This window comes from Streptomyces griseorubiginosus, from assembly GCF_036345115.1.
Classification (GTDB): domain Bacteria; phylum Actinomycetota; class Actinomycetes; order Streptomycetales; family Streptomycetaceae; genus Streptomyces; species Streptomyces griseorubiginosus_C.
The window spans coordinates 6,252,739-6,273,160 of the sequence record NZ_CP107766.1 but is presented as its reverse complement, the minus strand read 5'-3'; the positions used below and the strand labels follow the sequence as shown (position 1 = coordinate 6,273,160).

At 71.1% G+C, this 20,422-nt stretch carries 18 protein-coding genes; 13 read left to right on the top strand and 5 right to left on the bottom strand.

Going from position 1 to position 20,422, the window contains the following annotated elements; all coding sequences use genetic code 11:
* Positions 1-52: 52 nt before the first annotated feature.
* Positions 53-778, top strand: a complete 726-nt coding sequence (locus tag OHN19_RS28420) for an LPXTG cell wall anchor domain-containing protein (protein WP_330269729.1) — start codon at positions 53-55, stop codon at positions 776-778.
* A 75-nt stretch (positions 779-853) separates the two neighbouring features.
* Positions 854-2,122 (top strand): FAD-binding oxidoreductase, encoded by a 1,269-nt coding sequence (locus OHN19_RS28415; protein WP_330266926.1) that lies wholly within the window; start codon positions 854-856, stop codon positions 2,120-2,122.
* Here OHN19_RS28415 and OHN19_RS28410 read toward each other — a convergent pair.
* Positions 2,112-2,687, bottom strand: coding sequence for a biotin transporter BioY (locus OHN19_RS28410; protein WP_330266925.1), 576 nt, complete (start codon positions 2,685-2,687; stop codon positions 2,112-2,114). The two genes, OHN19_RS28415 and OHN19_RS28410, sit on opposite strands and share 11 nt — an antisense overlap.
* Positions 2,688-2,956: 269 nt before the next feature.
* Here OHN19_RS28410 and OHN19_RS43965 point away from each other — a divergent pair, with 269 nt between their 5' ends.
* From OHN19_RS43965 to OHN19_RS28375, 8 genes are all read left to right on the top strand, one after another.
* Positions 2,957-3,043 carry a putative leader peptide gene (locus OHN19_RS43965; RefSeq protein ID WP_353963568.1) on the top strand — a complete coding sequence of 29 codons (87 nt, stop codon included), beginning with the start codon at positions 2,957-2,959 and terminating at the stop codon, positions 3,041-3,043.
* 64 nt (positions 3,044-3,107) lie between these two features.
* Positions 3,108-4,319, top strand: a complete 1,212-nt coding sequence (locus tag OHN19_RS28405; protein WP_330266924.1) for an ROK family protein — start codon at positions 3,108-3,110, stop codon at positions 4,317-4,319.
* A gap of 180 nt (positions 4,320-4,499) precedes the next feature.
* A complete protein-coding gene (locus OHN19_RS28400; RefSeq protein ID WP_330266923.1) occupies positions 4,500-5,567 on the top strand; it encodes an ABC transporter substrate-binding protein in 1,068 nt (355 codons plus the stop codon).
* Positions 5,564-6,403 (top strand): ABC transporter permease, encoded by an 840-nt coding sequence (locus OHN19_RS28395; RefSeq protein WP_330266922.1) that lies wholly within the window; start codon positions 5,564-5,566, stop codon positions 6,401-6,403. Before OHN19_RS28400 ends, OHN19_RS28395 begins: the two co-directional genes overlap by 4 nt.
* Positions 6,379-7,083 (top strand): ABC transporter ATP-binding protein, encoded by a 705-nt coding sequence (locus tag OHN19_RS28390; RefSeq protein ID WP_330266921.1) that lies wholly within the window; start codon positions 6,379-6,381, stop codon positions 7,081-7,083. The genes OHN19_RS28395 and OHN19_RS28390 overlap by 25 nt, the downstream gene beginning before the upstream one ends.
* Positions 7,084-7,215: 132 nt before the next feature.
* Positions 7,216-8,550 (top strand): LLM class flavin-dependent oxidoreductase, encoded by a 1,335-nt coding sequence (locus OHN19_RS28385; RefSeq protein WP_330266920.1) that lies wholly within the window; start codon positions 7,216-7,218, stop codon positions 8,548-8,550.
* A gap of 14 nt (positions 8,551-8,564) precedes the next feature.
* The gene (locus tag OHN19_RS28380; protein ID WP_330266919.1) at positions 8,565-9,461 is read left to right on the top strand and encodes a TauD/TfdA family dioxygenase; all 897 of its coding nucleotides are present in this window, start codon (positions 8,565-8,567) and stop codon (positions 9,459-9,461) included.
* 132 nt (positions 9,462-9,593) lie between these two features.
* Complete coding sequence (locus OHN19_RS28375; RefSeq protein ID WP_330266918.1) at positions 9,594-10,946, top strand: amino acid permease; 1,353 nt, start codon at positions 9,594-9,596, stop codon at positions 10,944-10,946.
* 126 nt (positions 10,947-11,072) lie between these two features.
* Here OHN19_RS28375 and OHN19_RS28370 read toward each other — a convergent pair whose 3' ends face one another.
* The 3 genes from OHN19_RS28370 to OHN19_RS28360 form a co-directional block, all read right to left on the bottom strand.
* Positions 11,073-11,849 (bottom strand): SAM-dependent methyltransferase, encoded by a 777-nt coding sequence (locus OHN19_RS28370; protein ID WP_330266917.1) that lies wholly within the window; start codon positions 11,847-11,849, stop codon positions 11,073-11,075.
* A gap of 12 nt (positions 11,850-11,861) precedes the next feature.
* Positions 11,862-12,485 (bottom strand): histidine phosphatase family protein, encoded by a 624-nt coding sequence (locus tag OHN19_RS28365; RefSeq protein WP_330266916.1) that lies wholly within the window; start codon positions 12,483-12,485, stop codon positions 11,862-11,864.
* Between the two features lie 89 nt (positions 12,486-12,574).
* Positions 12,575-13,987, bottom strand: coding sequence for an FGGY-family carbohydrate kinase (locus OHN19_RS28360; protein ID WP_330266915.1), 1,413 nt, complete (start codon positions 13,985-13,987; stop codon positions 12,575-12,577).
* A 108-nt stretch (positions 13,988-14,095) separates the two neighbouring features.
* Between OHN19_RS28360 and OHN19_RS28355 the strand changes: the two genes are divergently transcribed.
* Together OHN19_RS28355 and OHN19_RS28350 are read left to right on the top strand one after the other, a co-directional pair.
* Positions 14,096-15,139 (top strand): 2-hydroxyacid dehydrogenase, encoded by a 1,044-nt coding sequence (locus OHN19_RS28355; RefSeq protein WP_330266914.1) that lies wholly within the window; start codon positions 14,096-14,098, stop codon positions 15,137-15,139.
* A 21-nt stretch (positions 15,140-15,160) separates the two neighbouring features.
* Positions 15,161-16,588, top strand: coding sequence for an FGGY-family carbohydrate kinase (locus OHN19_RS28350; protein WP_330266913.1), 1,428 nt, complete (start codon positions 15,161-15,163; stop codon positions 16,586-16,588).
* 267 nt (positions 16,589-16,855) lie between these two features.
* On the opposite strand, the gene OHN19_RS28345 is transcribed toward OHN19_RS28350, so the two are convergent.
* Positions 16,856-17,512 carry a DsbA family protein gene (locus OHN19_RS28345; RefSeq protein WP_330266912.1) on the bottom strand — a complete coding sequence of 219 codons (657 nt, stop codon included), beginning with the start codon at positions 17,510-17,512 and terminating at the stop codon, positions 16,856-16,858.
* A gap of 136 nt (positions 17,513-17,648) precedes the next feature.
* Here OHN19_RS28345 and pepN point away from each other — a divergent pair, with 136 nt between their 5' ends.
* Positions 17,649-20,237: an aminopeptidase N gene (gene pepN / locus OHN19_RS28340; protein ID WP_330266911.1), complete on the top strand. Its 2,589-nt coding sequence runs from the start codon at positions 17,649-17,651 to the stop codon at positions 20,235-20,237.
* Positions 20,238-20,422: the final 185 nt, after the last annotated feature.

Below are 20,422 nucleotides of genomic sequence, written 5' to 3'. Positions count from 1 at the left end.
TGTGGTACCTCTTCAAGTACTGCGAATTCAGGCGCAGCCAAGGGGGACGAACATGAGTTCTCGTCGTATGACGACCATCGCCGGATCGCTGGTCACGGCATCCTTCTCGACGGTGATGATCCTGTCCTTCACCGCGAGCGCGGACGAGGGACCCGCAAGCAGCAAGGGGGGAAAGGCCGTTGACAAGGCGCCGGCCGGTGTGGAGCTGACGACCACACTGCCCGGCACGATCTCTGTCGACAACAGCTCGCAGAAGACCGATCTCACGGCCTCCGTGAAGAACGACGGGAGCAAGGACAGCGGAAAGATCAGGCTTTTGGTCGTCGGATTCGACGGCATGACGGTCAAAAACGTTCAAGGCTGCTCTCCGATCGAAGAAAAGGATCTGCCGGAGGGTTCGAACAGCGGTTTCGCCTGCCCCATCGACAATCTCGCGGCCGGTAAGTCGAAGTCGTACGCCGTCGACGCGACTTTCGATCTCGGCAAGACCGGAAAGATCTGCCTGCCGGTGCAGACCAGCGACGGGAAGAAGACGTTCTGGCAGCAGGGACCGGTTCCGTTCGGTACGACGAACCCGTCGCCGAACGCCCCGGCCACCCCGCTGCTGCTGGGCACCGACAACAAGCCGGTGGCACCCGGCGGGGACACCCCGGGCGAGTTGCCGAAGACCGGTGTGGGACGTGACCTGCTGCCCCTCGGGGCCGCGGGCGCGGCGCTGATGACGGCGGGCGCGGCCGGGCTCTGGTGGTCGCAGCGGCGGCCGCAGCGCACGGTCTGATCCACGAGAACCAGGGAAACCCATGGAGGCATAACCTGACGGAAACTGTCAGGTTATGCCTCCATCCTGTCCGGCATGAACACCTCGACCCACGACGAAGTCACCAGTTTCCAGACCGGGTTCGCCCTGCGCCCCGACCGCGTGTTCCCAGTGCGCTCGCAGGACGACGTGGTCGCCGCCGTGCGCCACGCGGCCGACGCGCGGCTGCCGGTGACCGTGCTGGCCACCGGACACGGGCTGCCCGGCGCGGTGGAGGGCGGAGTCCTCATCAGCACCCGGCACATGGACCGGGTGACCATCGACGCCGGGGCCCGTACCGCGCGCGTCCAGGCGGGTGTCCGCTGGGGTGACGTGGTCGCGGCCGCCGCTCCGCACGGGCTCGCGCCGCTCAACGGCTCCGCGCCGGGCGTCGGTGCCGTGTCGTACACGCTCGGCGGCGGACTCGGCATCCTGGCACGGGAGTTCGGTTACGCCGCCGACCACGTCCGCTCGCTGGACGTGGTCACCGGGGACGGCCGACCGCGGCACGTGACCCCGGACTCGGAGCTGTACTGGGGTCTCCTCGGCGGCGGACACCGCCTCGGTGTCGTCACCGAGCTGGAGATCGGGCTCGTCCCCGTGCGGACGCTCTACGGCGGTTCGCTCGCCTTCGACGGACGTGAGGTCGATCCGGTGGCCGCGCTGCGGACGTACGAGGAGTGGACCAGGACCGTGCCGGACACGCTCACCTCGTCCTTCGCGGCCGTACCGTATCCGGATCTCCCGGCGCTGCCGCCGCATCTGCGCGGGCGGTACGTCCTCTCGGTCCGGGTCGCGTACACCGGCACCGACGGGGAGCGACTCCTCGCCCCGCTGCGGGAGATCGGGCCGGTGCTCGCGGACACCCTGCGCGAGATGCCGTACGCCGACAGCCACACCATCCACAGCGATCCCGACGTCCCGCACAGCTACTACGGGGACAGCGCGGTGCTGGGCGAGCTGGACGTGGAGCGGGCGGGTGAGCTGCTCAGGCGGACCGGGCCGGACGCGGGCGCCATGGTCGTCGTACAGATCAACCATCTGGGCGGGGCGCTGGCACGACCGGCGCCGAACTCGGTGCCGTACCGCGAAGGGCGGTTCCTGGTACGGCTGTTGACCATGGGCGAGCGGCGGCGGGCGCGTGCGTTGCTGGACCCGGCCTTCGCGCCGCTCGCGCCCGTCACCCTCGGCCGCAGCGTCAACTTCGCCTTCGGGGCCGGGGACCGGACCGAGGGGCTGCACGACGCCGAAACGCGCGAGAGGCTCGCCGAGTTGGAGTCGCGGTACGACCCGGCGAGCCTCTTGCGGCGGGGTGTCAGCGCCTGACGAGCTTCCACGCGGTGGGCAGAACGCCCATCGCCAGGGCCGCCTTGAGGGCGTCGCCGAGCAGGAACGGGGTGAGGCCGGCCGCGATCGCGGCGGACAGCGACAGGTCGGCGGCGTACGCGAGGTAGGGCACGCCGACGGCGTAGATGATCGCCTCGCCGACCAGCATGGTGCCGGCCGTCCGCCAGACGTTGCGGTCGGCGCCGCGGCGGGCCAGGGCACCGACCGCGGCCGAGGCCAGGATCATGCCGAGGATGTAGCCGAAGGAGACGGAGAACCCGGAGGTGCCCTGGGCGAACCACGGGAGACCGGCGAGGCCGGCCAGCGCGTAGAGCGCGAGGGAGGCGACACCGCGGCGGGCGCCGAGGCTCGTGCCGACGAGCAGCGCGGCGAAGGTCTGGCCGGTCACCGGCACCGGGGAGCCCGGCACGGGCACGGCGAGCTGCGCGGCGAGACCGGTGAGCGCGGCGCCGCCGACCACGAGCGCGACGTCCCGCACACGGGAGGCGGGGATCAGGTCGGCGAGGACCTGACCGGTGCGGGCGGGGACGACGGCGGTGCTCATGGGGACTCCGCGGGGGTGAACGACGGGGGACATGGTGACGCTATCCCGGCGCCCTGGAGCCGATCACCGTCAACGGTCGACAAAGCGGGGAACAGGGGCTTGGTGGGCTCCGGACAAAGAGTGTGGGTTACACCCGGTCCGGCGTGACCCCTGTCACTGAGGTGAGGTGGCCGGGGCGACAGGGGGCCTGTGCACACGGCTGTGGGGAATCACCAAACGAACCCTAGTGGTCTGGTCGGATTCACCCTTCCTGACCTACCCTTCCAGACATGGTCGCCCAGTCCCGGTACTTCTCGTCGCGTCGCCACGTCGACCTGCGACGCGTGGGCACGGCCGTCTGTCGCCGTCCGGTGTGAGACGGGCTCCGGCCCGCCTCGCCCTCCGAGACGTGTCGGCCCCCGTTCCCGAGGACGGTCCTCCATGCCCCGTACCGCGGTGCCCCCTGCCACCCCCACTCCCACCTCCCGGCGCCGGACGAGCGCCAGTGTCGTCCTGCGGTCCGTGCTGGAGCACGGGCCGGTGGCGCGCAGCACCATCGCCCGGCTGACCGGGCTGTCCCCGGCGTCCGTGACGGACTACTGCTCCCGCTTCACCGAGCTCGGCCTGATCCGTGAGTCGGAGGTGCCCAAGCGCTCCCAGGGTGTGGGCCGCCCCCATGTGCCCGTCGACCTGGACGACTCACGGTTCGTCGTGGGCGGCGTCCATGTGGCGGTCCCCTATACGACCGTCACGCTGCTCGATCTGCGCGGCCGGGTGGTGGCCGTACGGGAGCTGCGGCACGACCGCGCCGACGGCGGCGGGGGCATCGACGGCAGCGACGCCCCCGTGATCCTGGCGCGGGCCGCCGCCGGGCTCACCGCGCTCCTCGACCGGTCCCCGCGCCTGCGGTGCCTGGGGGTCGGCTTCGCGGCCGGCGGCTGGGTGGACCGGGACTCCGGGACCGTGGTCGAGCACCCCCTGCTGGGCTGGCGCGAGGTGCCGGTGCGTGAGCTGCTCGGCGCCCGCACCGGCCTGCCGGTCCATGTGGACGGCCACGCGCGCGCGTTGGTCAACGCGGAGCGGCTGTTCGGGCGGGCGCGCGGCAGCCGGAGCGTGCTGCATCTGTTCGTCGGCAACGTGGTGGACGCGGCGTTCGCCACCAACGACGAGGTGCACCACGGGCCGCGCTCCCAGGCCGGGGCGATCGCCCATCTGCCGGTGCCGGGCGGCACCGAGCCCTGCGCGTGCGGGCGGACCGGCTGCCTCCAGGCCGAGTTGAGCGAGCGCACCCTGTGCCGGCGGGCCCGGCGGGCCGGGGTCACCGAGGGCGTGAACCCGATGCACGTGGTCACGGCGGCGGCCGCGGGTGACCCGGCGGCGCTGCGGCTGCTGGTGGAGCGGGCGAACGCCGTCGGGCGGGCGGCCCGGCTGCTGCTCGACGTGCTGAACCCGGAGACGGTCGTGGTGACCGAGGTCGGCATCCTGCACCGGGAGGACTGCCTCCTCGCCCTGCGCGAGGGGGTCGGCGACGACCGCGCGAGTTCCGTCGTGCCGTCGAGTTTCCCGGATTCCGTCCTTGCCGTGGCGGGCGGTTCGGTGGCGCTCGACGTGCTCTACCGGGATCCTCTGGCCGCTTCACCTGAGGCTATTTAATTCAGAAACTCCGAATGTTGACAGGGCTTCCACGGAACGGAGAACATCCTGTTCATGAGCCCGAACCTGCACTGTCGCGCCTTCTGTTGCTGACACGTTGCCCCGTGTGACGCGCTCATTTCCCCTGCGTGAACGCATTTCTTCGTGACTTTCTCCTGCACTGATTCAGGGAGTATTCCCATGCCCAATTCCCGCACGTCCGGCATCGACCGGCGGCTGTTCCTCTCCTCGGTCCTCGGTGCCGCGGCCGGTGTCGCCGGTCTGAGCGGCTGCGCCGGCAGCAGTGCCGCCGCCGACAGCAAGGACGCCCTGTCCGCCCCGCTCGCCGCCAAGGTCCCGGCCGGTACGAGCCTGAAGATCTCCTCGTATTCCGGCACCCAGCAACTTCAACTGAAACTCGGGAAGTTGGGGGAACTACCGTTCAAGGTGTCCAGCTGGGCCAATATCAGCGCCGGTCCCGACGTCATCAACGCATTCCGCGCTGGCTCCCTGGACGTCGCCAACAACGCGGGAATCCCGCCGATCCAGGCCCACTTCCAGGGGTTCGACGCGAAGATCGTCGCGATCAACATCACCCGCAAGCCGAACTACCTCTTCGCCACCAAGCCCGGCAGTGACATCCGCACGGTCGAGGACTTCAAGGGGAAGAAGCTCGCGTTCTCGCAGGGGCAGGCCCAAGGGGTCGTGCTGCTGCGGGCGTTGAAGAAGGCCGGGCTCTCCTACGACGAGGTGAAGCTCGTCCCGCTCACCAGCAACCAGTTCTTCACCGCGCTCCAGTCCGGCCAGGTGGACGTGGCCCCGCTCGCCAACAGCCAGGCGCCCGCCTACCTCCAGCAGTACGAGGCGAAGGGCGCGCACGCCATCACCACCGACGTGGTCGACCTGCTCAACCTGCTGTGGGCCCCGACCTCGGTGCTCGGCGACCCCGCCAAGGCCGCCGCGGTCGCCGCCTACATCCCCTTCTGGGCCAAGGGCCAGGTGTGGACGTACGAGAACCCCGACCTCTGGAACGAGGAGTTCTACGTGAAGACGCAGAACCTGACGCTCCCGCAGGCGAAGGCGGTCACCGCGCTCGCCAACAAGCCGCTCTTCCCACCGAGTTGGAGCGAGGCGATCAAGTGGGAGCAGGAGACCGCGGATCTGCTGGCGGAGGGCGGCTTCGTGAAGAAGTTCGACGTCGGCGAGCTGTTCGACCACCGCTTCGAGGGCATCGCCGCGAAGTCCGTGCCGGCGGAGTACCAGCGGTGAGCGCCGTGACCACGACGGTGGCCGTCGCCGCGCCCGAGGTGAGCACGCAGGTCCGCAGGCGCCGCCGGCTCTCCCCCGGCAGGCGGCTGCCCGCCGCGCGGCTCGTCGGACCGGTCCTCCTGCTCGCGCTGTGGGCCGCCGCCTCCGCCGCGGGTCGGCTCGACACCGCCGCGATCCCGGCGCCCTGGACGGTGGTGGAGACTGGCGCCCACCTGTGGACCGCCGGGACCCTGCCCACCGACATCCTGACCTCGCTCCAGCGGGCCGCGTCCGGCTTCGCGATCGGTCTGGCCGCCGGTGTCCTGCTGGCCCTGGCCGCCGGGCTCAGCCGGGTCGGGGAGGCGCTGATCGACGGGACGGTGAACCTCAACCGGGCGATCCCGACCCTCGGTCTGATCCCGCTGTTCATCCTCTGGCTGGGCATCGGCGAGTCCTTCAAGGTCGCCATCATCGCGATCGTCGTCTACATCCCGATCTACCTCAACACCCATGCCGCACTGGCCGGCATCGACCACCGCTACGTCGAACTCGCCGAGGTCCAGGGGCTGTCGAGGTTCGCCTTCGTACGGCAGATCGTCATCCCCGGCGCGCTGCCCGGATTCTTCGTGGGACTCCGGCTCGGCGTCACCGGCTCCTGGCTCGGCCTGGTCGTCCTGGAGCAGATCAACGCCACCAGCGGACTCGGCTACATGATGTTCCAGGCCCAGAACTACGGCCAGAGCGATGTGATCCTCGTCGGTCTCGTCGTCTACGGCGTCTTCGGCCTGGTCTCCGACAGCGCGGTCCGTCTCATCGAACGGAGGGTGCTGTCATGGCGCCGCACACTGAGCAGCTGACCCGGCCGGCCGTACAACTGCGGGGCCTCACCCGGTCGTTCGACGGGCGTACGGTCCTCGACGGCATCGACCTCGACATCCCGGCCGGACAGTTCGTCGCCCTCCTCGGGCACAGCGGCTCCGGGAAGAGCACGCTGCTGCGGGCGGTGGCGGGGCTGGACCACGAGGTGGTGGGCAGCGGACAGCTGACCGCTCCCGAACGGGTGTCCGTGGTCTTCCAGGACTCGCGGCTGCTGCCGTGGCGACGGGTGCTGGACAACGTGCTGCTGGGCACCGACGGGGAGGAGCGGGGCCGGGAGGCGCTCGCCGAGGTCGGTCTGAGGGGACGCGAACGGGCCTGGCCGAGCGAGCTGTCCGGCGGTGAGCAGCAGCGGGCCGCGCTGGCCCGGTCGCTGGTGCGCGAGCCGGAACTGCTGCTGGCCGACGAGCCGTTCGGGGCGCTGGACGCGTTGACGCGGATCAAGATGCACGCGTTGCTCAGGGAGCTGTGGAAGCGGCATCAGCCGTCGGTGCTGCTGGTCACGCATGACGTCGATGAGGCGATTGTCCTCGCGGACCGGGTGCTGGTGCTGGAGGCCGGACGGATCGGGCTGGACCTGACGATCGAACGTGACCGTCCGCGGGACGAGTACCGGGTGCGGTTGCTGGCGGCGCTGGGGGTTTCCGTCGGCTCCGGGTGACCGTCCCTGGGGGCTGCGCCCCCAGACCCCCATCGGCCCGAAGGGCCTCGTCCTCAAACGCCGGACGGGCTGAAAGATGCCGAACCCGGCATCTCACAAGCCCCCTGCTCTCACTCCAGCAAAGGAACCCCCATGCCCCGCCACCTCCACCTCAACGCCTTCCTCATGACCACCGGGCACCACGAAGCCTCCTGGCGGTTGCCCGAGAGTGATCCGTTCGCCCATGTGTCGCTCGAGCACTACGTGCGGCTCGCCAGAATCGCCGAGCGGGGGACCTTCGACTCGCTGTTCCTGGCCGACGGGCCGCAGTTGTGGAGCAGTCTCGCCCAGCGGCCCGCCGGTGCGCTGGAGCCGCTGACCCTGCTGACCGCGCTGGCGACGGCCACCGAGCACATCGGGCTGATCGCTACCGCGTCCACGTCGTACAACTCGCCCTACAACCTGGCCCGGAAGTTCGCCTCGCTGGACATCATCAGCGGGGGCCGGGCGGGCTGGAACATCGTCACCACGGCCGGCAAGGAGGCCGCCCGGAACTTCGGTCTGGAGCACGAGCCCGCGCACGCGGAGCGGTACGCCCGGGCCGCCGAGTTCCTCGACGTCGCCCTCAAGCTCTGGGACAGCTGGGAGGACGACGCGATCGTCGGCGACAAGGCGGCCGGCGTCTGGGGCGACGACGCGAAGATCCATCCGCCCCGCCACAAGGGGACGTACTTCAGCGTCGAGGGCGCGCTCAACGTGCCCCGCACGCCTCAGGGTTACCCCCTGCTGGTGCAGGCGGGGTCGAGCGAGGACGGCAAGGAGTTCGCGTCCCGGTACGCGGAGGCCGTGTTCACCGCGCAGCAGACCATCGAGGACGCGCGGGCCTTCTACGCCGACCTCAAGGCCCGGACCGCGAGCGCGGGCCGCGATCCCGAGCACATCAAGGTGCTCCCCGGCATCGTCCCCGTCATCGGCGCCACGGAGGCCGAGGCGCTCGCGAAGGAGCAGGAGCTGGAGGACCACATCGTGCACCGGCACGGCGTGGCCAACCTGGAGAGACTGCTGCAACTTCCGGAGGGCGCGCTGGAGTTGGACCGCCAGCTGCCCGCGGACCTGCCGCCCGAGTCCGCCGTCGAGGGTGCCAAGAGCCGGTACACGCTCGTCGTGGAGCTGGCCCGGCGCGACCGGCTCACCGTGCGGCAGCTGATCGGGCGGCTCGGCGGCGGCCGCGGCCACCTCACCTTCGCCGGTACGCCCGAACAGGTCGCCGACGCGATCGAGACCTGGTTCACGCAGGGTGCCGCCGACGGCTTCAACATCATGCCGCCGGTGCTCCCCTCCGGCCTGGACGCCTTCGTCGACCACGTCGTCCCGATCCTGCGCACCCGCGGTCTGCTCCGCACGGAGTACGGCCCGCGCACGACCCTGCGGGAGCGCTACGGCCTCCCCCGCCCCGCCAACCAGCACGTCCAGCCCGTCTACGCCTAGGAAGGACCCCTCCCATGTCCGGTATCGAGATCCGCAAGGTCACCGCGAACATCGGCGCCCACATCTCCGGCGTCGACCTCTCCCGCCCGCTCGACGAGGAGACGGCCACCGCTCTCCGCGAGGCCCTCAACGCCCACAAGGCGCTGGTCTTCAGTGACGTGAACCTCGACGACGCGGGCCAGCAGGCCTTCGCGCGGCACTTCGGCGAGCTCACCACCGCCCACCCGACCGTGCCCGCGATCGACGGCTCCCCGAACGTCCTGCCGGTCGACAGCGAGGGCGGCCGGGCCGCCAACCACTGGCACACCGACGTCACGTTCGTCCTCAACCCGCCCCAGGCCAGCACCCTGCGCAGCCTCACGATCCCGCCGTACGGCGGCGAGACCCTGATCGCCAACTCGGCGGCCGCGTACCGGGACCTCCCGGAGCCCCTCCGGCGGCTCGCCGACGACCTGTGGGCCGAGCACACCAACGACTACGACTACGCCGTGCCGGAGGAGACGCTGGACGAGGAACAGGCCGCCCGGCGCGCCCAGTTCACCTCGATCAAGTACCGCACCGCCCATCCGGTGGTGCGGGTGCACCCGCTGACCGGTGAACGCGGGCTGTTCATCGGCGGGTTCGCGCAGCGGATCGTGGGCCTGTCGACCGGCGAGTCCCGCAAGCTGCTCGACATCCTCCAGTCGTACGTGACCCGGCCGGAGAACCTGCTGCGCCACCGCTGGTCGGAGAACCAGCTCGTCCTCTTCGACAACCGCATCACCCAGCACTACGCCGTCGACAACTACGACGGTCTGCCGCGCCGGCTGCACCGGGTGACCGTCGCCGGGGACATCCCGGTGAACATCGAGGGCAAGGAGAGCTACTCGATCCAGGGCGACGCCTCGCACTACACGGCCGTAGCCGCGTAGTCACAGCCGTAGCCGCGTCGTCACAGCAGGTGCCGGACACGTCCGCATGATGGGCGGTCTCCTCTCTGACCAGGGGAGACCGCCCAGACTGTGGGCGTTTTTGCCGTCTCACGCACTGGACGAACCGCGCCCATGCCCAGCACCACGGTCAAGGCTCCACAAGAGTCCGCCGCCTCGCTCTCCCACGGTCTCAAGCAGCGCCATCTGTCGATGATCGCCCTCGGCGGGGTCATCGGCGCCGGACTGTTCGTCGGTTCCGGCGCGGGGATCGCCGCCGCCGGCCCGTCGATCGTCCTCGCCTACACGCTCTCGGGCCTCCTCGTGATGCTGGTGATGCGGATGCTCGGCGAGATGTCGGCCGCACACCCCTCCTCCGGCTCCTTCTCCGCGCACGCCGAGCGGGCGATCGGCCCGTGGGCCGGGTTCACGGCCGGATGGTCGTTCTGGGTGCTGCTGTGCACCGCCGTGGGCCTGGAGGGCATCGGCGCCGCGAAGATCGTGACCGGCTGGCTCCCCGGGACCCCCGAGTGGGCCTGGGTGGCCCTGTTCATGCTGGTCTTCTGCACCACGAACCTGGCCGCGGTGAGGAACTTCGGCGAGTTCGAGTTCTGGTTCGCCGCCCTGAAGGTCGGTGCGATCGGCCTGTTCCTGGTCCTGGGAGTCCTGGCGATCGCCGGCGTCCTGCCCGGCACGGACTCCCCCGGCACCGCCAACCTCACCGGCCACGGGGGCTTCTTCCCGGGCGGCGGCGAGGGCCTGGTCGTCGGCCTGCTCGCCTCGGTCTTCGCGTACGGCGGTCTGGAGACGGTCACCATCGCGGCCGCCGAGTCGGAGGACCCGGTGCGCGGGGTGGCGAGCGCGGTGCGTACGGCGATGTGGCGCATCGCGCTGTTCTACGTCGGCTCGATGGCGGTCATCGTCACGCTGGTCCCCTGGGACGCGAAGGCCGTCGTGGAGAAGGGCCCGTACGTCGCCGCCCTCGACGAACTGGGCATCCCGGGTGCCGGGCAGCTGATGAACGTGGTGGTGCTGGTGGCGCTGCTCTCCGCGATGAACGCCAACCTCTACGGCTCCTCGCGCATCGCCTACTCGCTCGTCACGCGAGGTCTGGGCCCGAAGTCCCTCGGGCGGGTGTCCGCCGGCGTCCCGCGGATCGCGGTGCTGGTCTCGTGCGTCTTCGGCTTCGGCTGTGTGGTGCTGAGCTACTGGCGGCCCGACGACGTCTTCTCCTGGCTCCTCAACATGATCGGCGCGGTGGTCCTGGTCGTGTGGACCATCGTCGCCGTCTCCCACCTGCGGCTGCGCCGCTCCCGGACCTTCCCCCTGCTGACCTGGGTCGCCCTGGCGGGCATGGCGGCGATCCTCGTGCTGATGGCCCGGGAACCGGGCACGCGGGTGCAGTTGTACGCGACGGGCGCGATGACGCTGGCGCTGGCGGTCGCCGGATACGCACGACAGAAGGCGCTTCCTGTTGCTAATGTGTAGTTGCAAGCTACTTGCAATAAGGCGCCTCGCCTCGTGATCGTCTTCTCAACCTTCACGGGGGCGGGTGGAGAAAGGAAGGCCCCCGCGAGGACGTGACTCGCGGGGGCCTTCCGTGTTCGGGGGCCGTCAGGGCTTGCGGCCCACACCGCCGTGCTGGCCGATCGGGGCCGGTGCCGCGTCGCCGTCCGGGCGCCACAGCGGGACCGACACCACACCCGGGTCCACCAGTTCCAGGCCCTCGAAGAACGCCTCGATCTTCTCGACCGGGCGCAGGAAGTAAGGCACCGCACCGGTCTCGTTGTAGGCGTCCTGGGCCTGTTCGTAGTCCGGGTCGGTGCCGCGGGAGCCGTCGTTGACGCACAGGTAGCTGCCGGAGGGCAGACCCGCCAGCAGCCGGCGGACCAGGTCCCGGGCCAGGTCGTAGTCGGTGACATGGCCGAGGATGCCGCTGAGGATCAGGGCCGTGGGGCGGGTCAGGTCGAGGGTCCGGGAGGCCGCCTCGAGGATCTTCTCCGGCTCGTACAGCGTGAGGTCCTCGTACGCCGTCTCGCCCTCCGGGGTGGAGGTGAGCAGGGCGCGGGCGTGGGCGAGGACCAGCGGGTCGTTGTCGACGTAGACGATCTTCGCCTCGGGGGCGAAGCGCTGGGCGACCTCGTGGGTGTTGTCGACCGTCGGCAGCCCGGTCCCGACGTCCAGGAACTGGCGGACGCCCGCCTCCTCGACCAGGTACCGGATGCTGCGGCCGAGAAAGGCCCGGCTGCTGCGGGCGATCGTGACGATGCCGGGGAAGACGGCGGTGTAGGCGTCGCCGGCCGCCTCGTCGACGGGGTAGTTGTCCTTCCCGCCGAGCCAGTAGTTCCAGATCCGGGCCGAATGCGGCACCGAGGTGTCGATCTCCGTCATGGTCCTATCGTGCTACGACCGGTCCGGCTCGCACGGCACATTGAGCGAGAGAAGTGCGGCGGATCCGTCCTTGTCGAGGCGGAGTTCGGTGATCGCCGCGTTGCGCAACCGCGGGAACACTCTGCGGTACTGGGCGAGCGGGATACCGAGGAGGGTGCACAGCACCAGCCGCAGCAGGGTGTTGTGGGCGACGATCAGGACCCGCTCGCCGGGATGGGCGGCGGCGATGCGGCGCAGGGCCGCGGTGCCGCGGGCGGCGGCCGCCGTCGGATCCTCCGCGCCGGGGAAGGGGTACGTCACCGGGTCCGCGCGGAACGCCTCGGCCGCGTCGGGGACTTCGGCGGCGAACTCGTTGAGGGTGCGGCCCTCCACCACGCCGAAGTCGCACTCCCTGAGGCCGGGTTCGCGGTTCGGGGTGATGCCGAGGGCCCGTGCGGCCGGCTCGGCTGTGGCGATCGCCCGCGACAGGTTCGACGTCCAGATCGCGTCGGGACGGTGGGTGGTGGCCCATCTCCCTAGTGCCTCCGCCTGTTCGCGGCCCTCGTCGGTGAGGCCGATGTCACTCACGCCGGCGTAGCGGTTCTCGGCGTGCCAGATGGTTTGGCCGTGGCGGGTCAATAGGAAGGTGGTGCTCATGGTTCGGTCCTGTCGTCGAGTGCGGCGCCGTCGTGGCTGGTCGCGCCCCGCGGCGGAGCCGCAGATTGATGCAGCCCCGCGCCCCTGGGTCAGTGCAGTCGGCCGTGCGCATGCGCTGCGACCGGAGTCGGGAGCCAGCCCCGCTCCGTGAGTTCGTCGACCAGGCGGGCGTACGGCTCCGCGAAGAGCGTGGTGCGCTTCGGGTTCGGATCGAGTGTCGTGCGGATGCGGACCATGCCCTCCGCGAGGTGCGGCAAGGGCTCGCCGGTGACGCCATGAGCCGCCAACGCGGCCATCCCCAGGGCTGGTTCCGGCTGTTCCGGGACTCGGGCCGGGCGGCCCAGGATGTCGGTGCGGAGTTGGTTCCAGTACGGGCTGCGGGCCGCGCCGCCGGTGAAGGTGAGCGGGCCGTCGAGCGGGGCGCCCAGGTGGTGCAGGTAGTCCAGGCACAGGCGCTCCGCGAACCCGACGCCCTGAAGGAGCGCGGCCCAGTGGTCGGCGTCGTCGGCCGGCGTGCCGAGGAGGAAGGCGGTGGCGTCCGGGGCGCGGAACGGAAACCGCTCCCCGCGCGACACCAGTGGGTAGGCGATCGCGCCGGACGGTTCGAACGCGGCCGCCCGTTCGTCCATGGCCGCGGGGTCGGCGTCCGCCGGAAGGGCACCCGCGCCCACGCTCGACGCCCCGCCCGGCAGCCAGGTCCCGTCCGGCGCGCGGTGGTTGTAGACCACGCCGGTGGGGTCCCGGACCGGTTCCGGGGCGGCCCCCTTGAGGACGAGGGTCGTGCCGAGCACCGAGTTCCAGGAGCCGGGCCGCAGCGCGCCCGCCGCGATCTGGGCCGCGCAGCCGTCGGTCATCCCGGCGACGACCGGGGTCCCGGCCGGGATGCCGGTGGCCTCGGCGGCGGCCGGGCAGACCTCGCCGAGCCGGGTGCCGGGGCGGACCACCTCGGGGAGGTCGAGGGCGATGTCCGGCCAGGCGTCGCGCTGAAGGTCGTAGCCCGTCTTCAGGGCGTGACTGGAGTCGGTGGGCACCGGCCTGCCGACCAGCCGGGCGGTGACGGTGTCGGGCTGGTGGGTGACCCGGCCCCTGCCGTGGGCGGCGACGAGCCACAGCGCCTTCGGCAGCGCCCAGGTGTCCTGGACCGCGAGGCCCGCCGCCCGCAGCCCGGCCGCCTCGGTCGCCGCGCGGGCGTCGTCGTACATGAGGGCGGGGCTGGTCGGGCGGCCCTGCCGGTCCGTCAGCAGCACGGTCCCGGACGTCCCGCAGACCGCGAGGCCGCCGATCCGTACGCCCGTCCGAGTGGTGAGCGCCGCCCGGCACGCCGTGCGCGCCGCCTCCCACCACTCCCCCGGGTCCTGCTCGTGCCGCACGCCCTCACGCCGGCCGCCGAGCGGGGCGGAGCCCCGGCCCAGCACGGTTCCGGCGGCCGTCACCACCAGCGCGCGCACGCTCTGCGTGCCGAGGTCGATCCCCAGCCACGCCGTCTCGTTCTCGTCGGTCATCTCCGCCATCTCCGCCCTACGGGCACCTCCCACCCGCACGGGGTCTATGCGTACCCCGGACCGGCGGCTCAACATCGTGACAGTGAAGCGACGATCCGGAGGTCGACGATGACCCAGAGGACCGATCCCGTACGTGTCGTGGCGGCCGGCGACCACTTCGTACTGCCGGCGCTGATCGCCGGGGCCGTCGAGGCCGAGCTGGGCGACATCGCCGTGGAGACGAAGGAGTTGACGCTCGGCTGGCCGCTGGAACCCTTCGGGCCCGTCTCCGAGGTGACGGAGGCCAGCGACGCGGAGGACGAGCTGATCGAGGCGCTGGACGGCGCGGAGGTCCTCGTCACCCAGATGGGCCCCGTCACCGAGCGGGTACTCGACGCCGCCGACCGGCTGAAGCTGGTCGTGGTGTGCCGGGGCGGCCCGGTCAACGTGAACCTCGACGCGGCCAAGGCCCACGACGTACGGGTGTGCTTCGCGCCCGGGCGCAACGCCGCCGCCACCGCCGAGTTCACCGTCGGCATGCTGCTCGCCGCCCTGCGCCGCATCCCACAGGCCCACCACCTCCTGGCCGCACAGGACCGTTGGGAGAGCGGCGCCGCCTACTACACCTACGAGCACAGCGGCCTGGAGCTGGAGGACCTGCCCGTCGGACTCGTCGGCTACGGCGCCGTCGGCAGCCGGGTCGCGCGCGTGCTGTGCGCCTTCGGGGCGCAGGTCATGGTGTACGACCCCTATGTGCGCGGCGAGATCCACGGCCTGCGGGTGAACTCCCTGGACCAGCTCCTCGCCCGCTCCCGGGTCATCACCCTGCACGCCCGGCTCACCGCCGAGACCCGCGGTCTGATCGGCGCCCGCGAGCTGGCGCTGCTGCCGGAGGGGTCGGTCGTGGTGAACGTGGCGCGCGGCCCGCTGATCGACGAGAGCGCCCTGTGCGACGCCCTGGAGGCCGGCCGGCTGTCGGCGGCCGCCCTCGACACCTACGAGCTCGAACCGCTGCCCGCGGACTCCCGGCTGCACGCCCTGGCCGACCGGGTCGTCCTGACCCCGCACCTCGGCGGGGCGAGCCGGGCGGTGGCGGAGAAGGCGGCGAGGATCGCGGCGGAGGAGGTGGGCCGCTGGGCGCGCGGGGAGCGGTTGGCGCACTGCCTGACCTGACGGCCGTAGAAGGGAATGCGTATGTACGTCGGTATCGATGTGGGCACGTCCGTCGTCAAGGCCGCCGCCTTCGACGGTGAGGGACGCCAACTGGCCGTCGAGTCGCGCCCGGTGGAGCTCTCCCTGCGCGGCGGCTTCGTCGAGCAGGACATGACCGAGGTCTACGACGCCGTCGTCGACGTCCTCGGCAAGCTGACCGCGCGGGTGCCGGAGCCGGTGGAGCTGGCCGGGCTGACCGGACAGGGCGACGGCGTGTGGCTGGTCGACAGGGAGGGACGGCCGGTGCGGTCCGCGGTGTCCTGGATGGACGGGCGGGCGCACGAACTGCTCGACCAGTGGCTGGCGGACGGCACCTTCGAGACCGTGTTCCGGCGGACCGGCGGCGCGATGTTCCCGGGTTCACCGGGTCCGCTGCTGGCCTGGCTGGACCGGTACGACCCGAAGTCCCTGGACTCTGCCGCGGCCGCCGTGTACTGCAAGGACATGGTCTTCCAGCGGCTGACGGGGGCTGCGCGGGCTTTGACGGACGTGTCGGACGCGTCGATGCCCTTTCTGGACCCCCGGAGCCGGACGTACGACAACCGGGTGGTGGAGCTGCTGGGGCTGACCCGTCGGCGTCGGTTGCTGCCCTCCGTCGAGGACCGGATCGCCACGGGGGCGGCTCGGGGGGAGGGACTGCCGTCCGGGACGCGGCTCTCGAACGGGCCGTACGATCTGCCGGCCTGTGCGCTGGGGGCGGGGGTCACGGAGCCGGGGGACGGACTGCTCATCGTGGGCACGTGTCTCGCGGCGCTGGTCGCCACGACCGAGCTGGATCTGAGCGGTGAGCCGGCCGGGCTGTACATCTCGACCGACCGGCCGGGGTATCGGCTGCGGGCCATGCCGGCGATGGTGGGGACGGCCGCGCTGGACTGGGTGCTGTCGACGACGGGGGTGACGCATGCGGAGGTGGACGGGTTGCTGGCGTCGACTCCTCCGGGGGCGCACGGGGTGCGGGTGCTGCCCTATTTCGCTCCCTCCGGGGAGCGGGCTCCCTTTGTCGAGCCTCATCTGCGGGCCGAGCTGAGCGGTGTGTCGCTGGAGACCACCAAGGCCGATCTGATCCGGGCGACCTGTGAGGGGATCGGGTACGCGGCTCGGCACTGTCTGGAGGCGGCGGGCCTGTCAGGGTCGTTGGCGGTGTGCGGGGGCGGGACCCGTAGTTCCGCGTGGATGCAGTTGCTGGCGGATGTGCTCGGGCGGCCGCTTCGGGTGGTGGAGGGGGAGGTGGGCGCTCGGGGGGCCGTGTTGGCTGCGGCGGAGCGGTTCGGGGTTTCCCTTGATGCCGAGGTGTGGACCGAACCTACGGCCGTTGTTGAGCCGGATCCTGGGCGGTCCGCGTACTACTCCAAGGGGTTCCAGGAGCATTTGGGACGGTTGGATGTGGCTCGGGAGGCGGCCGGACGTTAGCTGCGGGTCTCGTCGTGGCTTGTCGCGCAGTTCCCCGCGCCCCTGGGTGGGCTGGAGTGCACGGTGTTCATGCGGTGCTCGAATTGTGGTGGGTCGCTTCAGGAGTTTCGGGCTCTCACCGACGAGGAGCAGAAGTTCGTCCGGGAGCACAAGCCCAAGCACACGCGCCTGGGCTCGTACTACCGGTGTGCCCGTGAAGGGTGTCTGCGATATCAGCGGCTCGGGGATCAGAACGACGGGGGTTCCTTCCCCGAGCCGGAGAAGTGACTACAGGTTGCTGAAGTCAGGGCCCTTGGTGCGGGTGCGCTTGATCTCGTAGAAGCCCGGAACCGAGGCGACCGCCACCGTGCCGTCCCAGAGGCGGGCGGCCTCCTCGCCCTTGGGGGCCGGGGTGACGACCGGGCCGAAGAAGGCGATCTGCTCGCCGTCGGGGCCCGGGACCGCGATGACCGGGGTGCCGACGTCCTGGCCGACCTTGTCGATGCCCTCCTTGTGGGAGGCGCGCAGCTCGGCGTCGAACTCGAAGTCCTTCTGGTCGAAGTACTCGATCAGGTCGGCGGGCAGGCCGACGTCCGCGAGGGCGCCCTCGACGGCTTCGCGCGTCGGGCCCTGGCCCTCGTTGTGGATCCGGGTGCCGAGCGCCGTGTACAGCGGGCCGAGGATGTCCGAGCCGTGCTTCTGCCAGGCCGCGGTGACCACCCGGACCGGCTGCCAGGCCTTGGTCTCCAGGAGCTCGCGGTACTCCTCGGGCAGCTCGTCGAGCTTGGGCTCGTTGAGCACGGCCAGGCTCATGACGTGCCAGCGCACCTCGATGTCGCGGACCTTCTCCACCTCCAGGACCCAGCGGGAAGTCATCCAGGCCCAGGGGCACAGCGGGTCGAACCAGAAGTCGACGGGGGTCTTCGTGGAGGTGGTCTCGGACATGCGTCTCCTCAAGAAGTGTTCGATTGCCACGAGAACGTCGGCCGCACCCCGCCCATTCCCGGCTGACCGATGTCAGGAGCACATGGCAGGATCGGGCCTGTCCGCATGCTGAACACCATCCGAGGGAGCATCGCCCGTGCCCGGTGAGAATCTGTCCCGTGACGAGGCCCGGGAGCGGGCCGCCCTGCTGTCCGTCGACGGGTACGACGTGTCGCTCGACCTGCGCTCGGCGGTCGGCGACCAGGCCGGGGACGGTCCGCGCACCTTCCGGTCCGTGACCACGATCCGCTTCCGGTGCAACGAGCCGGGGGCCACCAGTTTCGCGGACCTGATCGCGCCGAGCGTCACGGCCGTGTCGCTGAACGGGCGGGACCTCGACCCGGGCGAGGTCTTCGACGGCTCCCGGATCGCCCTGGAGGACCTGGCCGCGGACAACGAACTGGTCGTCGACGCCCAGTGCGCCTACTCCCGCACCGGCGAGGGCATGCACCGCTTCGTCGACCCCGAGGACGGCGAGGTCTACCTCTACACGCAGTACGAGCCGGCCGACTCCCGCCGGGTCTTCGCCAACTTCGAGCAGCCGGACCTGAAGGCGCCGTACCGCTTCGAGGTGCGGGCGCCCGAGGGCTGGACGGTGTGGAGCAACGGGGTCGGCTCGGAGAGCGACGGCGTGTGGCGGTTCGCGGAGACCAAGCCGATCTCGACGTACATCACGTGTGTGGTGGCCGGTCCCTACCACTACGTGACGGACTCCTACGAGCGGGTCCTCGAGGACGGCACCCGTCTGGAGATCCCCCTCGGCGCCCTGTGCCGCAAGGGGCTCGCCCCCCACTTCGACTCCGACGACGTGTTCCTCGTGACCAAGCAGGGGCTGGACTTCTTCCACGAGCACTTCGACTACCCGTACCCCTTCGGGAAGTACGACCAGGCGTTCGTGCCCGAGTACAACCTCGGGGCGATGGAGAACCCGGGGCTGGTGACCTTCCGCGAGGAGTTCATCTTCCGGGGCAAGGTCACGCAGGCGTCCTACGAGGGCCGGGCCAACGTCATCCTGCACGAGATGGCGCACATGTGGTTCGGCGACCTGGTCACCATGGTGTGGTGGGACGACCTGTGGCTGAAGGAGTCCTTCGCGGACTTCATGGGCACCTTCGCCAACGTGGGCGCGACCCGCTTCAAGGACGCCTGGATCACCTTCGCCAACCGCCGCAAGGCCTGGGCCTACCGCGCCGACCAGCTGCCCTCCACGCACCCGATCACCGCCGACATCCGCGACCTCCAGGACGCCAAGCTCAACTTCGACGGCATCACCTACGCCAAGGGCGCCTCCGTACTGAAGCAGCTCGTCGCGTACGTCGGCCAGGACGCGTTCCTCGAGGGCGCCCGGCGGTACTTCAAGCGGCACGCGTACGGCAACACGCGGCTCGGTGACCTGCTGTCGGTCCTGGAGGAGACCAGCGGCCGTGACATGGGCGCGTGGGCGCGGTCCTGGCTCCAGACGGCCGGGGTCAACTCGCTCACCCCGCAGGTGCTGCTGTCCAGGGAAGGGCTCGTGGACGAGCTGGCGGTCGTGCAGGAGGCCGCCGAGTCGCACCCCGAGCTGCGGCCGCACCGGGTGGCGGTGGGGCTGTACCGCTCTTCGGCGGACGGGGCGCTGGAGCGGTACGCGCGCGCCGAAGTCGACGTCGACGGCCCGCGCACGGTCGTGGCGGAGCTGGCCGGTGCCGAGGCACCGGAGCTGGTGCTGGTCAACGACGACGACCTGACGTACTGCAAGACCCGCTTCGACGCGGGCTCCCTGGAGACCCTGAAGTCCGGGCTCGGCTCGGTGTCCGACCCGCTGGCCCGCGCCCTGTGCTGGTCGGCGCTGTGGAACATGACACGGGACGCGCTGCTGCCGGCACGGGACTTCGTGGAGCTGGTGACGCGGTTCGCGGGGCGCGAGTCGGACATCGGTGTGGTGCAGATGCTGCACGCCTGGGCCGAGTCGGCGGTCACGCACTACGCGGCCCCCGACTGGCGTCCGCGCGGCGCCGCCCTGCTCGCCGAGTGCGCCGAGCGGGAGCTGCTGGAGCGGGCCGGGCCGGGCAGCGAGCACCAGCTGGCGTGGGCACGCTTCTTCGCCCGCACGGCCGAGACCGCGGGCGGCTTCGACCTGCTGCGGGGGCTGCTGGACGGCACGTCGACGGTGCCGGGTCTGGAGGTCGACCAGGAGCTGCGGTGGGCGTTCCTGGAGCCGCTCGTGGTGCACGGGCTCGCCGGTGAGAAGGAGCTGGAGGCGGAGCTGGCCCGGGACGACACCGCGTCCGGCAAGCGCCACCAGGTGCGGTGCCTGGCCGCGCGGCCGTCCGCCGCGGTGAAGGCGCAGGGCTGGGCGCAGGTCGTGGAGTCGGACGCGCTGTCCAACGCGCTGGCCGAGGCGACGATCGCGGGCTGGGGCCGGCCGAGCCAGCGGGAGCTGCTCGCCCCCTACACGGAGAAGTACTTCGCGGCGCTCACCCGGATCTGGCGGGACCGTTCGATCCAGATCGCGATGAACATCGTCTCGGGGCTGTTCCCCTCGCTCCAGGACTCGGGGGCCACGCTGGACGCGGCCGACGCGTGGCTCGCGGCGCACGAGGACGCGGCGCCGGCGCTGCGCAGGCTGGTCCTTGAGGGGCGGGACGATCTGGCGCGGACGCTGCGGGGGCAGGCGTGCGACGCGCAGGCCGTCAACCAAGGCTGACCTCTGGCCTGAGCTTAAGCGTCCGGTAGCCGTTACGAAATTCGTTCCCCAGCGGCCGTAACCCCTGGTCCCACCCGAATGGACCAGGGGTTTTCGCTGCCTACTCGGCATCCGAACACCCGTCCTTTAGTGCTGTCTTGTCCGCATTTGTCGACGGGCTTGTAACAGCGGTTAGTGGGCCGATC